The sequence below is a fragment of the Paenibacillus sp. JJ1683 genome, assembly GCF_053006485.1.
In genome coordinates, this window is sequence record NZ_CM129820.1 from 3,403,171 (window position 1) to 3,418,471 (window position 15,301).

Annotated in this window: 16 protein-coding genes; 1 reads left to right on the forward strand and 15 read right to left on the reverse strand. The window is 46.1% G+C overall.

Features of this window, described 5'->3' with window-relative positions; genetic code table 11:
• Nucleotides 1–204: 204 nt before the first annotated feature.
• From ACUC6J_RS14590 to ACUC6J_RS14635, 10 genes are all read right to left on the reverse strand, one after another.
• Complete coding sequence (locus tag ACUC6J_RS14590) at nt 205–639, reverse strand: peptidylprolyl isomerase (RefSeq protein ID WP_013310775.1); 435 nt, start codon at nt 637–639, stop codon at nt 205–207.
• A gap of 162 nt (nt 640–801) precedes the next feature.
• Entirely contained in the window at nt 802–2,169 is a 1,368-nt protein-coding gene (gene lysA / locus ACUC6J_RS14595) for a diaminopimelate decarboxylase (protein ID WP_016822250.1), read from the reverse strand.
• A gap of 110 nt (nt 2,170–2,279) precedes the next feature.
• Nucleotides 2,280–3,974, reverse strand: coding sequence for a spore germination protein (locus ACUC6J_RS14600; protein WP_016822251.1), 1,695 nt, complete (start codon nt 3,972–3,974; stop codon nt 2,280–2,282).
• 26 nt (nt 3,975–4,000) lie between these two features.
• Nucleotides 4,001–4,423, reverse strand: coding sequence for a stage V sporulation protein AB (locus tag ACUC6J_RS14605; protein WP_016822252.1), 423 nt, complete (start codon nt 4,421–4,423; stop codon nt 4,001–4,003).
• Nucleotides 4,420–5,061: a stage V sporulation protein AA gene (locus ACUC6J_RS14610; RefSeq protein WP_016822253.1), complete on the reverse strand. Its 642-nt coding sequence runs from the start codon at nt 5,059–5,061 to the stop codon at nt 4,420–4,422. The genes ACUC6J_RS14605 and ACUC6J_RS14610 overlap by 4 nt, the downstream gene beginning before the upstream one ends.
• 178 nt (nt 5,062–5,239) lie before the next feature.
• On the reverse strand, nt 5,240–5,995 hold the full coding sequence (sigF, locus tag ACUC6J_RS14615) for an RNA polymerase sporulation sigma factor SigF (RefSeq protein WP_107733408.1): 756 nt from the start codon (nt 5,993–5,995) through the stop codon (nt 5,240–5,242).
• A gap of 11 nt (nt 5,996–6,006) precedes the next feature.
• Nucleotides 6,007–6,462 (reverse strand): anti-sigma F factor, encoded by a 456-nt coding sequence (gene spoIIAB, locus ACUC6J_RS14620; protein WP_013310781.1) that lies wholly within the window; start codon nt 6,460–6,462, stop codon nt 6,007–6,009.
• On the reverse strand, nt 6,459–6,812 hold the full coding sequence (gene spoIIAA, locus ACUC6J_RS14625; protein WP_016822255.1) for an anti-sigma F factor antagonist: 354 nt from the start codon (nt 6,810–6,812) through the stop codon (nt 6,459–6,461). Before spoIIAA ends, spoIIAB begins: the two co-directional genes overlap by 4 nt.
• A 96-nt stretch (nt 6,813–6,908) precedes the next feature.
• On the reverse strand, nt 6,909–8,102 hold the full coding sequence (locus ACUC6J_RS14630) for a D-alanyl-D-alanine carboxypeptidase family protein (RefSeq protein WP_016822256.1): 1,194 nt from the start codon (nt 8,100–8,102) through the stop codon (nt 6,909–6,911).
• 223 nt (nt 8,103–8,325) lie between these two features.
• Nucleotides 8,326–9,966 (reverse strand): glycosyl hydrolase family 28-related protein, encoded by a 1,641-nt coding sequence (locus ACUC6J_RS14635; RefSeq protein WP_447249038.1) that lies wholly within the window; start codon nt 9,964–9,966, stop codon nt 8,326–8,328.
• Between the two features lie 201 nt (nt 9,967–10,167).
• Between ACUC6J_RS14635 and ACUC6J_RS14640 the strand changes: the two genes are divergently transcribed.
• The gene (locus tag ACUC6J_RS14640) at nt 10,168–11,379 is read left to right on the forward strand and encodes an O-antigen ligase family protein (RefSeq protein WP_447249039.1); all 1,212 of its coding nucleotides are present in this window, start codon (nt 10,168–10,170) and stop codon (nt 11,377–11,379) included.
• 123 nt (nt 11,380–11,502) lie between these two features.
• Here ACUC6J_RS14640 and ACUC6J_RS14645 read toward each other — a convergent pair whose 3' ends face one another.
• The 5 genes from ACUC6J_RS14645 to spoIIM form a co-directional block, all read right to left on the reverse strand.
• A complete protein-coding gene (locus tag ACUC6J_RS14645) occupies nt 11,503–12,327 on the reverse strand; it encodes a purine-nucleoside phosphorylase (protein ID WP_016822259.1) in 825 nt (274 codons plus the stop codon).
• 78 nt (nt 12,328–12,405) lie between these two features.
• Nucleotides 12,406–13,344, reverse strand: coding sequence for a site-specific tyrosine recombinase XerD (gene xerD, locus ACUC6J_RS14650; protein ID WP_447249040.1), 939 nt, complete (start codon nt 13,342–13,344; stop codon nt 12,406–12,408).
• A gap of 104 nt (nt 13,345–13,448) precedes the next feature.
• The gene (locus ACUC6J_RS14655) at nt 13,449–13,691 is read right to left on the reverse strand and encodes a YqzK family protein (protein ID WP_017427515.1); all 243 of its coding nucleotides are present in this window, start codon (nt 13,689–13,691) and stop codon (nt 13,449–13,451) included.
• A 167-nt stretch (nt 13,692–13,858) separates the two neighbouring features.
• Nucleotides 13,859–14,356, reverse strand: coding sequence for a ferric iron uptake transcriptional regulator (gene fur, locus ACUC6J_RS14660; protein WP_016822262.1), 498 nt, complete (start codon nt 14,354–14,356; stop codon nt 13,859–13,861).
• A 101-nt stretch (nt 14,357–14,457) separates the two neighbouring features.
• Nucleotides 14,458–15,111, reverse strand: a complete 654-nt coding sequence (gene spoIIM, locus ACUC6J_RS14665) for a stage II sporulation protein M (RefSeq protein ID WP_016822263.1) — start codon at nt 15,109–15,111, stop codon at nt 14,458–14,460.
• Nucleotides 15,112–15,301: the final 190 nt, after the last annotated feature.

Genomic DNA, 15,301 nt, shown 5'->3' on the forward strand with positions numbered 1-15,301 from the left:
AAATAAATGGAAAATGCATTCTTATGAAAAGGCTATCACAACACTTACTTTTCGAATGTGATCTTACGCACTGTAATACCTACGTGATTGTAAAAATCAGCAAACCGTCAAACAAAAGACAACAAAAGCCGCCCTGTCCAAAGACAGAACGGCTTAGGTGCAACGCTATTTAAAGGAATTCAAATCATGCATGTAATGTGTAAATTACACGTCAAATACTTTAACCTCTTTCATTTTGTCGCCTTGTTTTACAGCATCAATGAATTCCATACCTTTGGTTACTTTACCAAATACAGTATGTACTCCATCTAAATGCGGCTGTGGAGCGTAGCAAATAAAGAATTGGCTGCCACCTGTGTTGCGACCCGCATGAGCCATGGACAGAACGCCTTTGGCATGCTTGGTTGTATTCGTAGCTGTTTCACAGTCAATGGTGTAGCCAGGACCGCCTGTACCATTACCGATCGGACAACCACCTTGAGCAACAAAGCCCGGGATGACGCGGTGGAAGCTCAAGCCATTGTAGTAACCGCTGTTTGCCAGCTTTTCAAAGTTAGCAACGGTGTTTGGAGCTTCTTCTGGGAAAAAGTCAATTTCGACGATACCGCCGTTTTCAAGATCTATTCTACCTTTTTTCATTGTTTGTATCTCCTTTTCAACCTATTTTGAGAACTAAATAACATCAAGTTCCAGTTTACTATGAATTGGCGCGCTTAGCAAAGCCTTGTCCAAAAAAAGGGGCCATTGTCCCCGGTCTATTATTACCGACGCAATGGCCTGCTTGAATTTTAAATCCCACAATCAGGACGAAACCGTAATCTTGGCATTGGGCTGAACCACTGAACTGGCTTGATCACGAACCAAGCGCTGTGGCAAAACATCATTGCGAACGATATCCTCGTAGGTTTCCCGACGCACTACCAGCTCGGCCTCACCGTTGTTGACAAATACAACTGCTGGTCGGCGTATCCGGTTATAATTGCTCGCCATGGAGTAATTATAAGCTCCGGTTGAGGCTACAGCGAGCAAGTCTCCGCTATTCGGGCGAGGCAGTTCTACATCCCAAATAAGCATATCGCCGCTCTCACAGCATTTGCCTGCAATAGACACTGTTTCTTCGTTCGCATCTTGTGCTCGATTAGCCAGCATCGCTTCATACTTGGCCTGATACAGTGCAGGACGTGGATTATCTGTCATTCCGCCGTCTACGGAAACATATTTACGAACCTGCGGAATATCCTTGATGCTTCCTACCGTATACAAGGTTGTACCTGAATCACCTACAATACTTCGTCCCGGCTCAATCCAAATTTCTGGAAGCTCATCGTAAAGTCCTGAAAAATGAGTTTTCACCGCTTCGCCGATAGCCTGTACATAGGTGGATAGTTTCAGCGGTGTGTCCTCCTCTGTATAACGGATGCCAAATCCACCACCAAGATTAATCACCTTGAAGGAAAACTGAAGCTGCTCCTTAATCTCTCTGCAAAAAGCTGCGACCCGCTCGGCAGCCATTTGGAAGCCATTGACTTCGAAGATTTGCGAACCGATATGAGAATGTACTCCCAGCAGATTAAGATGATCCAGCTTGATAGCCTGTTCCACCGCTTGACGGGCTGTACCATTCGCAATGTCAAAGCCAAATTTTGAATCTTCTTGACCTGTGGCCATATATTCATGCGTATGCGCTTCAACCCCCGGCGTAACCCGCAGTAAAATATTGACCTGTTGTCCTTTTTCAGAGGCGAGAGCCTGTAACAAATGCAATTCCATCTTGCTATCAACGACGAAGCAGCCAATGTGCGCCTCTAACGCCATTTCAATTTCTTCCGGCGTCTTGTTATTGCCATGAAAATGGATTCGTTCTGCCGGGAATCCTGCTTGCAGCGCTGTGAACAGCTCTCCGCTGGAAACAACGTCAAGCGACATTCCTTCTTCAGCAGCTAAAGCGCACATGGCCATAACACAAAATGCTTTGCTTGCATAAGCCACTTGAAACTTTAAACCGGTCTCACGAAATGCTTCTATAAATTCCCGGCAACGCCGGCGGACTAACTGTTCGTCTACAATATATAGCGGCGTGCCAAAACGCTCTTTCAAAAGCGTGGTATCACATCCACCAATCTCCAAATGTCCATTGCTGTTAATTTTACTGCTTCCATGCAAATACATGTTCTGGCGCCTCTCTTTCTGGAACAAGCTAGTCATATTCCATCGAATGTTTACACCAGTATAGCAAAAAAAACATCAAGAACAATGGATTTTTATGCAGATCATTTATATTAATGCTCCTGTCCATTGCCTGAGTTCGAATCTGTGTTGGCATCCGTATGGGGCATACGCGTATTGTCCCTCGTTTTATTAAATGACGGGCGGTTAGGCGCATCAAGCACAGGCATACGGAACAAGATGGAAGCTAACGCTTTAGCATTAAAAGGAATGAACGGCCACAAATACGAAGAATTATATGACCGATGCAGCGTCAGCATCAAAATGATCAGCGTCGTGCCGACGACAAAGCCTGGTACGTGAAAAATAGCAACAGCAACCAGCAGGAATAGTCGAATCAGTCTATTCGCCAGTCCCAACTCATAGCTCGGTGTTGCGAACATCCCTATGGCAGCAACAGCCATGTACAAGACGACCTCATTTACGAATAGTCCCGTTTGAACTGCTATATCGCCAACCAGAATGGCTGCGATCAAACCCATAGCGGAAGCCAGTGGTGTCGGGGTATGCACAGCTGCCATTCGCATAAGATCGACCCCTAGTTCCACAATGATAAATTGGGCAATCAGCGGAAGATGAGCTTCCTTCTGAGGACCAATAAAATCGAGAAACGCCGGTTTTAACTCGGGATTGATGACCATTAGCAGCCACATCGGAAGCAGAAACATTGAGGCGAATATGCCTAAAAAACGCACCCAGCGTAAATAGCTACCCATAAAAGCGGTTTGCCGATTCTCTTCTGCATGCTGGCACAGGTCAAAAAAAGTGGTAGGCAAAATCATTACGCTGGGTGAGGTATCAACGAAAATAACGAGCCTTCCTTCCATAATATGCGAAGCCACAACATCTGGTCGCTCTGAATATCGTACTAATGGATATGGATTCCAACCTTTATTGATAATTGTCTCCTCTAATTGCTTATCGGCCAGAGGAATACCATCCAGATTAACATTTTTAATTTTGTCTCGTACCGTATCCACCATGACCTTATCCACAATATCATCAATGTAGCCCAAGCATACATCTGTTCGGGTTCGGCGTCCGACCTGCATAGCCTCAAATTTAAGTCCGGGGTCTCGCAAACGCCGACGCACTAAACCTACATTCGTAAGCATCGTTTCCGTAAAACCATCGCGTGCACCGCGCACGACTCTCTCCAAGGAAGGTTCTTCTGGACTCCGTACCGGGTAATTACGAGTATCCAGAATAACAGAAAAACGCTCGCCTTCCATGAAGAGAGCACTCATTCCCGTCAGCACCTTGTTTATGACGACAGACATCTTATCCGTCTTCTCCACCTGTATATGTGGAATAAAATTTTCAAAATACGCTTGGAGTCCAGCTGAAGTCATGTCATCCGGCGTCAGATAGGTAAGCCGCTTTAGCACCTCAAGCATGATCTGATCCTTGGCAAAGGTATTCAGGAACAGATACCCGATATGGCGGCCACCTGTTGTCATTTCCCTGAACACAACATCAAAGGTCTCTCCCAAACCCAATACCATTTTAAGAGTTTCACGATTTTCCTTCATCTTTGGCGAAATATCATCCTCAACCTGCCAATAACGAATGGATTCCTCTACATTATCAGAACGCTCGCTTTCTTTTTTGTGCTTAAGACGAGCGGCTTCCTGCTCCTGCTTTTGCTTCCAGGAGCCCGAACTTTCCCCATCAGTCTTATTTTCCCTTCCTATTGCTCCGTCTCCATGATAATGCTCCTGCTGATCCTGATCCGTTCTGTGATCCATATCTCTTGCCCCCTTCTTCTTCGCTATTAACGGTTGTATACAAACCAATCAAATAAGGAACCCGTTACCTTGCCAAGCACCATTGCCATTAACAGACCGAACATGTATACAGTCATATGGAGTCGCTTGGCTAGTATGGGCAGGAGATTCAGCACCTCTGTCAGAGCCGCGGCGAGCAAGCCAATAAACACTCCGCAAAATAGCCCGGGTATCCATGTAAACATGCCCGGTAATGGCAAGCAAATGTTCCAAAAATCGGCCACGGTTCCCACCACTGAACCTAAAATCATCGCCTTTTCGTATGCACGTGATTTTTTATACGTCCGGGTGAGTTGTGCTAATCGCGGCATGATATCCAGCACAATAAAAAAAGCAATCACACCGCTACCTACCGCCAGCCCCCCAGCGATACCCAAAATAATCTGAAGTGCAGCCTGTACAAATATCATGGTTTCTTATCCTTTGTCTGCAAACGAGCCATCTTTTCATACTCCTCTGCCACAACATACTGATCCACATTTTCCTGATACAGATACATTTCCACCTCCAGGGGGGTCGGCTCCTCATTCCATTTTTTCTTGAACAAGTGATTAAAAAATACGATCATGCCAAAGCCGATGCCGATCGAGTAAGCAATTTGGAACAAGTACGGATGCTCATCCTTTTGTCCCGTAATCATCTCCACAATCCGAACCTGTACCTCCATCATGCTAACGTCAGCATGAAAGTTCATAATCGTCAGCGCAGAGCCAAAAAACAGCAGTAACCATACTAACACGAACAGTATTTTGGATGGCTTACGGGGTCTTTCCACGAGTTCCACAAGTACATGCGGTTTCCCGAGAGATTCAACTACGACTCCCGGAATATGATCTCTAATTTTTGATATGATTTGTAGCATGTCCACCAGTATCAGGTTACCGTCCTGCTTCTGCGGCCGCTTGAGAACAAGCTCAAGCAGATCCTTTTCCCATTCGGGCTCCGTCAGCAGGTGGGCTACATCGCCCAAATGTAAATCCTGCCCTTGGATCATACGCACACGGCTGCGGAGCCGCAAGTAGACAATAGGAGCCGGACTATGATTCATCCGATTCCCTCCTTATCCTCGTAATTACCGATTAGTATGGGGCGAAGCAAGCAAACCTATTCTGTGTATTGTCTTTTGTCACACGCAAAAAAGAGTACTCCTGGCCATTAAAATGGCTTTGGAATACTCTTTAGAATGCGTTAGTATAAGGATTTCACTCACTAAAATCCTGTCTTCATTATTGGGCAATCTGATCGCGGATCAGTTGTAAAATCTTTTTTTCCAATCGTGATACCTGCACCTGAGAAATGCCAAGACGACTTGCAACCTCTGACTGAGTCTGATCCCGGTAATAACGCAGGTACACAATCAATCGCTCCCGTTCAGATAATCCGTCAATGGCCTCATTCAGCGCCAGCTTGTCGAACCATCTTTCCTGCGATTCGTCGGCAATCTGATCCATAAGTGTAATCGGGTCTCCGTCATTTTCAAACACTGTTTCGTGAATGGAGGTAGGTGGCTTATTGGCCTCCTGCGCAAAAACAACATCCTCCGGTGTCACTCCCAGCTCATCAGCAACCTCCTTGACTGTAGGCAGGCGATTGAGCCGTTTGGACAGCTCGTCCTTCATTTTGCGGACCTTATTGGCTGTTTCCTTCAAGGAACGGCTAACCTTGAGTGTACCATCGTCTCGAAGGAAGCGTTGAATCTCACCAATAATCATTGGTACTGCATATGTTGAAAATTTGACTTCGTAGCTGAGATCGAATTTATCCACCGATTTTAACAATCCGATGCAACCAATTTGAAAAAGATCGTCAGGTTCATACCCCCGGTTCATAAAGCGCTGCACGACAGACCAGACGAGCCGGATATTACTATTGACCAGTGTCTCACGAGCCTCATTATCACCAGATTGACTCAGTGCGATAAGCCGCTTGACTTCTGTATCCTCCAAATAGCTGTGCGAAGTTTTTTTTCCTCCTGCTTCCATAGGATCAACTCCTAATTATATAAAGCTTTCTTGGATTCAATCCTTTTCTTCATCCGGACCGACGTGCCTCCGCCCGGCTCACTGACTGCTTCGAACTCATCCATGAAATTTTCCATAATCGTAAAGCCCATGCCGGAACGTTCCAATTCAGGCTTGGACGTATAGAGAGGCTGCTTGGCCAGCTCCAGATCCTCAATTCCCCGTCCTGCGTCCTCAACGACCAACGTGATCACGTCCGCTTCAATTCCGACTTTAATCGTTACGACACCTGACGGATCACTGTCATAGCCGTGAATAATACTGTTTGTCACCGCTTCAGACACAACGGTCTTCAAATCGCTAAGCTCATCCATTGTGGGATCAAGCCTGGAAATGAAGGCTGCCACAGCCACGCGGGCAAATGCTTCATTTTCCGATTTTGCGGCAAACTGCAAGCTCATGAAATTGTTCCCCGTGCCTTCTCTCATGACACAACCTCCAGTTCCGTGAGCGCATTTACCTCGTTGTCATAAATGGGCATGATTTTAAACAAGCCTGACATATCCAGCAGTCGATGTACCGGCGGATTGACATCACAGACTGCCATTTTCCCGCCCTTTTGCTTGATCAGTTTGTATCGTCCCAAGATAACGCCAAGGCCGGAACTATCCATAAACTGAAGATTCTTCAGACTGAGCACGATATGCTCGCATTGCCGGCGCTGAATCGCCTCATCCATTTGCATACGGACCATATCCGACGTATGGTGATCAAGTTCACCAGACAGCCTTACAATAAGTACTCCCCGGTGATGCTCCATTTCAATTTGCAGGTTCATGCTTACTCACTCTCCTCCCGGTCTTGGACAAGGATTTCTACGTAGTCGCAGACGATTCCTGCCCTCCGACAAAACTAGAAGAAAACCCCGTTAAATCTACAAAGAAAATAGGTTCGACATGGTACGTTTAAACAATTTCCACCAGCCGGCCTTCTCGATAGCCACAGGCGAAGTGATATTAAACTCCTTAAGACGTTGTCCATTCTGATAGACGACCAGCTTACCAACGGGGTCACCCACCCGGACAGGAGCTTTAAGGCTTGGGGTCAACTGTAGCTCGTGACGCAGCGTTTGTTTGTTGCCGCCTTTTTTCACCAGCACACTGTAAGAACGGTCAGCCTGAATTTCCAGCTCTGGCAATACACCTTTTTCAACTTTTACACTGCCCAGCTTTTCGCCTGGCTTATATATGGATTTCATTGTATATTGAGAAAATGCATAGTCGAACATGGAAGAAACCTCATTATTGCGTATCTTCGTGTTCGGCTCACCGAGTACGACAGCTACGACACGTAAGCCATCACGCTTCGCCGTAGCGGAAAGACAGAACTTTGCTTCTGACGTATAGCCCGTTTTCAGACCATCTGCTCCGGTATAGAAGCGAACAAGCTTATTCGTATTCACCAGCCAAAAGGGCTTGACCGAGGATTTGCGCAAATAGTCCTGATAGGCTCCCGTATATTTCGTAATGTGCGGATATTTCAACAGTTCCCGGCTCATAACCGCAATATCATGCGCAGAGGAATAGTGATTTTCTACGGGTAAACCGTTACAATTGGCAAAATGCGTATCTTTGAGTCCAAGCTGCTGCACCTTGGCGTTCATCATCTCGACAAAAGCCTGTTCAGAACCTGCAATTTTCTCAGCCATCGCTACAGAGGCGTCGTTGCCCGAAGCCATCGCAATTCCCTTCAGCATCTCATCAACCGTCATTTCTTCTCCCGGCTCTAAGAAAATTTGCGAGCCTCCCATTGAAGACGCATACTCACTGGCCCGCACTTTATCGGTCAGCTTGAGCTTGCCATCATGAATGGCCTCCATTGTTAGCAGCATCGTCATGATCTTAGTGATGCTTGCTGGAGGAAGCTTTTCACGACTGTTTTTTTCATAGATGACTGTGCCTGTATCTGCATCCATCAAGATCGCTGAAAGGGCCTCGGGAGCCAGCTCAGCTGCTGAACCTACTTTGGTTTTGCTTTCAGGTCTGCTTTCTTCGGCCCAACCGCCGACAGGGACGGCAGTCAAGGCTACCAGACAAGCCAGGATGAACGCCACCACTTTTTTCTTCACAATCGGTCCCCTCCTCAACATATTGGCGTAAAGAGCCGGAGCCCATTTACTGATCTCTCCGGTCTATTCGCGTGCTGCTAACCATTGTCGTCAGAATGAAAGAAAAATATTCCATATGAATAAAAACATCAAATAGCACCAAGCTGAGCCAGCATGGTGCGTATTTCCCGATATATATACGACATAACATCTATCGTCTGTAAAAATGACCTATAAAAATCGTCTAAATCCGGCTAACGGTAAGATATGTAATACCCCCACCCGGTAAAATATCCACTGCATTTTGACTAAACACCCGTATATCAATAAAAGAATTCGCTTCGAGTCTAAGTTCCATTGCTCCACTCAATGCACCATAGTTCAGTCCGCCAATCACCCTGTCATCGAGATAAGCATAGGCAGAACTTCCGGTAAGCTGCTCATCATTCAAGTGAAGTGCCAGCCGTGTCCGGTTACCATCTACTTGGGGATCGGTCGAAATGTAGACTTGTATTCTGTATTTCCCAGCTCGCTTGGCTCGCCATCGGCTATTCGAACCATCGAATTCGGTCAACTCATCATGATTGATTTGATTAAACCTTACTTTCTGCCAGCTACCTGCAGGGATATTTTGCCTTGAACCAAGATAGGCTTTGACAAAGGTTTCATTCAAATGTTCTATACCGTTATTCGAATATTTTTCTACGAGCAACAAAGCTTGCCCTGTCCCATGATTCTCGTCATAACGATGATTGCTATAGCTAAAATCCAAATGTGAGCGAAGTGTCACCTGTTGTGTGGAGGAGCTGCCAGAGAAACAAATAAGCTGTTTGAGATTACGGGGATATCCGCCCACCTCGTCCACCAAAACTTTTTTGCCAATGACCACATCCACAAAATAATTGCACACCGATTGGGTGTCATCGTATTTGTCTGCTATCGCCAAAATAGAGTCGCGCAGGGCAACATTTTTGGTTTCTTTCGTAGCACCAATTTGAATAAAAGAAGGTACTGTCATCTTGTGTTCTCTGCTTAGTCCTTCGAACCAGCAGCCTAAAAATTCTGCATTCATAAAATCATTTATTAAAATGGGAATATCACTGGAGCTCCCATCCTTAATGTGCTGACTAGCCATGAATCTCGCCCCGTTAGAACTATTCAGATCCAGCGCCGTATCGTTCCCGAGCGTAAAAAGCGCAATGCTTGTAAACTGTGAACTTCTGTTCTGCAAGTGAATCCCTATTTTATTGTAATTTATCTCCGTGCATTTAAATAAGTTCACATCACTTTCATAGCCCCAAAAAGCCGTTTCAAAATGCTCAATCAACACGTTATCCAGGACAACGCCGCCGCCCTTCCAGTCCTGAATGCCCATAGTCCCTTTGCCATAATACCCGCGCTTCACTGACTGCGAAAACGGATTATTTAAGGTGGCTCTGCCGGTCCCTTCGTACCGGATCGATAAGTCATGGAACTGCACATTTTGAAAGCCACTAAACGATGGCAGACTTTCGTCTCCAATTTGGAAACAAGGACCCGTACCATAATATTCAATCGAAGTAACTCCCTTACCCTGTCGGTATCTGCCCTTATGAATCCCAAAAATGCGCACACCCTGCTTGCGAATCTGAAGGGTAGATGTTATTTTGTATCGACCACTGGGGATGTGAAGAATGGAGTAATCGGGAGTCTTGTTAATCAATTCTTGCAAAGCTGCCGTGTCGTCCTGAATACCATCACCAGCAGCTCCAAACCAGCTTACGTTTACACTGCGTTCCATGAATTCTTTTTCAATGGCTTTAAAATTGTCATTTAATTGCTGAGGCGTTAACTCTTTGCCCGTTCCACTCAAATTCAACTTCAAACGGTCTGTAAAATCCGCCACCCAAACACCCCCATTGTTAAAAACGTGAAAATACTTTCAGACTATACCGAAGAATTCTTCATTTTCTTAGCATGGACTGAGTATATGCACAATAAGGCTTGCTCTAGGTCGCGAAAAATGAAAATAAATATTTTATTATGATTGTACAAGAAGATACATTTTGTATATTATAGATACATAACGTATCTAGGCGGTGAAACCGTGAAACACATACTCACAGTAGCCGGTTTACTGGCTTTCTCGATTCCCTTTGCCTGTCAGGGTTTGTCTCCCAGAGTGATCACGATTTCCCTGCTTATCTTGTTGTTCAGCTACACCATGCTTCTGCCTTCACTCAAGTCATTAATCGCAATCCTAGTTGATAATCCGTTGCTGACCTTACTTATGATGTACATCGCCGCTTCCTGTTTATGGGCTGAACAAGAGCAAACTTCTTCTGTACTAATGGTTGTTAAATTTCTTGCCTTCTCTACCTTTGGATTCTATCTGGTCACCCATTATACAGCACAGGGCTGCATACGCCTCTTAGTCGTTACATTAAGTATCCTGAGCGTACTCAATCTACTTGCCGTCGTACTCATTCCTTCCTTTGCCATTCATGGCGGTGTAGAGCATACTGGACTGTGGAAGGGAATCTCCGGTCATAAAAATACACTTGGAACCCTCTCGCTGTTAAGTTTTGTTTCACATGTCATATATTTTTTCAGGGGCACACGCAAAGCCTTACATATTGGCTTCATCTTACTCAATGCCTTATTGCTCATCGAATGCCAGTCTACCACCTCATTGGTGCTGACATCTTCACTCTTCGTATTTATTTTATTTATATTGTTATTCAAAAGAATTCGAAGCATCGCGTTGCGGGGGTTCTTTGTTAGCTGTTCCTGCTTACTTGTTCTGTTGGGTTTGGCACTTACCTTTACCTATGGAGATGCGATTGCCTCGGAATTCGGAAAAACAACAACCTTAACCGGAAGAACGGAAATCTGGCAGGGAATTGATGGTGCTATTCAGAGCCACTACTGGTTCGGACATGGTTACGGCTCCTTCTGGGCAGCCCGGCCCAGCATTTATGCGAACGGCATCCGCTTTGATCTGACAAGCAGCCATAGCGGCTTTCGAGATCTATGGATCGACGTGGGTCTTATAGGACTACTTGCAACGGTTATACTCGTCGTAACTACCTTATTTAAAATCAGAATCGGCAAAACAGATATGTATACATGGCTGACGGCAGCCGTTTTTTTCCTGTTCATCATATTGAACAATATAACAGATAGCCGTTTTCTAAACTCATTAGCCATTTACTGGATTATTTTCATGGTCATTGTGATCAAGGTGCAAGAGCGACATAGACTAACTGTAGCAGAAAAAGCGAATACAGCCACTTGGAGCACACGCCCTCTTCACTAGGCGATCATACTCAGTTCAACCGCAGAATGTAAAAAGAACCCCGTATCCCACGCCATTAAAAGGCGCTCGGATATGGGGTTCTTTGGAGATGCCCACCGTTTCGGATGGAAAATTATACTCCATCTACATTTGTGGAATAATCGCCAGTACCAATTTCAAAAATTGTTCACGTACCTTCTCTGCCGTCTCCATCACTTCACCATGAGACAAAGGCTGGTCGAGAATGCCTGCAGCCATATTGGTGATACAGGAGAAGCCCAGTACCTCAATCCCCGCATGACGAGCTACAATAACTTCAGACACGGTCGACATCCCTACTGCGTCTGCTCCCAGTGTACGCAGCATAACGATTTCAGCAGGCGTCTCATAGTTGGGTCCCAGCAATCCGGCATATACACCTTCCTGCAGGCTGAAGCCTTGTTGGGTAGCCGTTTGTTTGGCAATTTCACGTAAGCGGCGGCTGTACGCCTCCGACATATCTGGGAAACGAACACCCAGAGCAGCATCGTTCGGGCCAATCAACGGGTTTTGTCCGGTCAAATTCAGATGATCCGAGATGACCATCAGATCGCCTGCTTTGTAGGAAGTATTTACACCACCTGCGGCATTCGTCACCAGCAGGCTTTGAATCCCCAGTTGCTTCATTACCCGAACAGGGAAAGCTGTCAGCTGTGGACCGTAGCCCTCATACATATGAAAGCGCCCCTTCATCATGACAACAGCGCGACCTTCAATTGTGCCTAACAGTAACTCCCCCTCGTGGCCTTCTACCGTTGATACGGGAAAATGGGGAATATCCTGATAAGGAATACTAACTCCATCTTGAATCAAATCGGCCAATATACCGAGGCCCGATCCCAGAATAAGACCAATCTCTGGGCTTATTCCGCTCTTAGCACGGATATAGTCTGCTGCTTCCTGAATTGTAGCTTGGTTGGCTGTTGACATAAATATCTCTCCTGACTTGTACAATCGTAAAGTTATAGTCATTATCACATTTTCTATGACAGCAAAGCGACGTTACGTTTAATCATTGCTTTCATGAGAAGTGCGGTTACCACCGTGCGGGTGATGCATTTCATATACTTCCTTCATGTTCCGTCTAGCTGTCTGCGCATATACCTGCGTCGTTGACAGATCAGCATGACCCAGCATTTCCTGTACAGAGCGTAAGTCCGCTCCGCCCTCCAGCATATGTACCGCAAAGGAGTGTCGCAGCGTATGGGGCGTGATATCCTTGCTTATGCCTGCTTCCTGAGCGTACTTCTTAATTATTTTCCAAAAGCCCTGTCTACTGAGCCGCTGACCTGATACATTCAAGAACAAGGCTTCCTGCTCTGCTTGAGCCTCTTCACCCTGCCCGGGTCGTAGCAACGCTGGACGCTGCTCGTCCAAGTAGGTTTGTGCCCACTGTGATGCCTCACGACTGATCGGTACAACACGCTCCTTGCCCGCCTCGCCGCCACAGTGCACAAAGCGCAAATCGATGCGCACATCACAGACGTTCAGGGCAATCAGCTCTGATACGCGGATGCCCGTCGCGTACAGCAACTCTAGCATCGCCTTATCTCGTCCCCCTTGCGGGGCACTCACATCCGGTGCTGCCAGTAAACGATCTATTTCATCCTGCGATAACACCGAGGGCTTCTTTTTAGCGGCTTTGGGCAGTTCCACCAGAACGGAAGGATCATGGATCGCGATTCCCTCCCGAATGAGAAAATGAAAAAAGGAGCGTATAGAGGCGACGCTACGTGAAATTGTCGCCGCAGCTTTTCCCTGTTCCTTCAGACGCCCCAAATACAGCACTAGATGTGACCGCTGTACATTATCCGGCTGCTCAAGACCACAGCTTTCTGCAAACTCAGTAAACTGCTGTACGTCCCGTTGATACGCTTCCAATGTGCTGCGCGACAAACCCTTTTCCTCTTCCATATATTGAACGAAAGGTTGAATATACATTTTCATGAGTTCCAAAACTCTCCTTGTCCTGCATACAGCGATTCCGTTGTTGCGCCTGCTTCTTCGTGTGCGACCTTCATATCATCATCTCATTAAGATGATTACATAAACTACTCACCATACCAATAAAAGAAACGTAAACGTTCCAACACCGCTACTCGTTGCTCGGACCCATCATTCACTGTTTGTCCGCCAAATACCTTAACTGCATGTCCTTCCGGTATTCGGTAATGATCTACAGGTGATATCCAATCTGTAAACAGCCTGAGGCTATAAAAGAACATACATGCCAACACCCCAAACAAGATCAGCAAGCGCAGCCATTGTAGTCCTCTCCGCAATGATAGTACCATGTGGATCAGCCGCCTTTTCCCAAAATGTAGTCCCTATTTAGGGCTCTCTATGGAAGGGTATGACAAGCTATTCTGTTTTATACCACATGATCCCATACAGCAAATTCCGAACCAAAAAAGCTCTCCCGAACGCGTCTTCGTCGGTGAGAGCTTGGGTAGTCAGCTTATTAATCCTGTGATTTGTTTTTCTTGGTTTTACCCAAGGATTTTTGGGCGGTCGTATCGTTCTTCGCCTTACAACGATAACAAATACCGTGGAAGTCCAAACGATGGTCCACTACAGTAAAATTATATTCCCGTTCCAAACGCTCCTCTAACGGTCCAAGCCAATCTTCCAGTATTTCATCTACACTGCCGCACTGCACACATATCAAATGGTGGTGGTGATGTTTGGTTGTATCGCCGCGCAAATCATACCGCGCAACGCCATCGCCAAAATTAATTTTCTCCACGACATGCAGTTCACTTAGCAGTTCTAGGGTACGGTATACGGTTGCCAGACCGATTTCGGGAGCTTTCTCTTTGACGAGCATAAATACATCTTCCGCACTCAGATGATCATCTTCGTTCTCAAGTAAAACTCTGACGGTGGCTTCCCGCTGAGGCGTTAGTTTGTAGCCCTGGGATTGCAGCTGCTGCTTAATTTTTTCGATCCGTGCTTCCATGTGTCTCCCTCCCCCTGCAAAGCTACTGCCTACTGCACTTTTTTTCACTCCTATTATTATAGGGGGTCTATACAAATAAAGTCAAACATTTTGAAATGAGATCAAGATGTCACGGAAGCCGTCAGCATAGGAGTGACCCATTGCATCATAACCGGGGTGACCCAAGTTTCAAAGGACGCGCTGCCGATAAGCAGCACCATCATCACAGCAGTCAATCCTGCGTAAGAAAGCAACGGACGCAACATCCCGTCTGATGGACGAGTAGCAAGTATTTTGGTTTTGATCATATGGATGGAAAAAGTCATCGCAGCCACACTACAGACGAGCAGTATCGGAATCACGAGCAGGTTATGTGGGGCAACGGAAACCAATGAAAATAATAGTCCTTTCCACGAATATTGCCCTACCATATAACCTACAGAAAATCCGATCAGCACACCCTTGAGAAAATTCAGCACAAGAATACCTGGGAGTCCAATGACCGAAAGCCCGCATACCCAAATGAGGCCCACCCATTTAAGATGTAGAGATACGCTGTCCCAAAAGGTTGAGGCCGCCTGCGAATCAGCAAAGCCCTGCTTGTTTTGGTTGACCGTCACAAAAAAATCCTTCAGGTAACGGGACAAATCCTGTAACTGTTCTAGGGAGAGTGCATTTACCATGAGTGCGCCAAAAACAACTCCTACAAGAAACAGCACAGCCAAGAAAACGTAATATGACGTCTGGTCCTTTAACGTATGACGAAACCATTGCATCGAGTCCTGCCCCTTTCATCTGCTTGTTTGTCCAAAAAACAACCGTAATCCGACGGCTGATGGCTAGAATGGGGCAGCTTCCGCTGCAAATCTAACATCACGAATGATGCGCCAAGCCAACGGCAGAGATATTTTATGGTTATGAACAAGCAGACGCTGATATGCCTTTTACGGAGACAAGACTTGACTA

What these genes read in the sequence shown, in the direction of transcription:
- ACUC6J_RS14590 (WP_013310775.1), bottom strand. Translation starts at nt 639, where the DNA reads ATGAAAAAAGGTAGAATAGATCTTGAAAACGGCGGTATCGTCGAAATT.
- ACUC6J_RS14655 (WP_017427515.1), bottom strand. Translation starts at nt 13,691, where the DNA reads ATGGTACTATCATTGCGGAGAGGACTACAATGGCTGCGCTTGCTGATC.
- ACUC6J_RS14605 (WP_016822252.1), bottom strand. Translation starts at nt 4,423, where the DNA reads ATGATATTTGTACAGGCTGCACTTCAGATTATTTTGGGTATCGCTGGG.
- lysA (WP_016822250.1), bottom strand. Translation starts at nt 2,169, where the DNA reads ATGTATTTGCATGGAAGCAGTAAAATTAACAGCAATGGACATTTGGAG.
- xerD (WP_447249040.1), bottom strand. Translation starts at nt 13,344, where the DNA reads ATGAAAATGTATATTCAACCTTTCGTTCAATATATGGAAGAGGAAAAG.
- ACUC6J_RS14600 (WP_016822251.1), bottom strand. Translation starts at nt 3,974, where the DNA reads ATGGATCACAGAACGGATCAGGATCAGCAGGAGCATTATCATGGAGAC.
- sigF (WP_107733408.1), bottom strand. Translation starts at nt 5,995, where the DNA reads ATGGAAGCAGGAGGAAAAAAAACTTCGCACAGCTATTTGGAGGATACA.
- spoIIM (WP_016822263.1), bottom strand. Translation starts at nt 15,111, where the DNA reads ATGCAATGGTTTCGTCATACGTTAAAGGACCAGACGTCATATTACGTT.
- spoIIAA (WP_016822255.1), bottom strand. Translation starts at nt 6,812, where the DNA reads ATGAACCTGCAAATTGAAATGGAGCATCACCGGGGAGTACTTATTGTA.
- spoIIAB (WP_013310781.1), bottom strand. Translation starts at nt 6,462, where the DNA reads ATGAGAGAAGGCACGGGGAACAATTTCATGAGCTTGCAGTTTGCCGCA.
- ACUC6J_RS14645 (WP_016822259.1), bottom strand. Translation starts at nt 12,327, where the DNA reads ATGTCAACAGCCAACCAAGCTACAATTCAGGAAGCAGCAGACTATATC.
- ACUC6J_RS14610 (WP_016822253.1), bottom strand. Translation starts at nt 5,061, where the DNA reads ATGAATCATAGTCCGGCTCCTATTGTCTACTTGCGGCTCCGCAGCCGT.
- fur (WP_016822262.1), bottom strand. Translation starts at nt 14,356, where the DNA reads ATGGAAGCACGGATCGAAAAAATTAAGCAGCAGCTGCAATCCCAGGGC.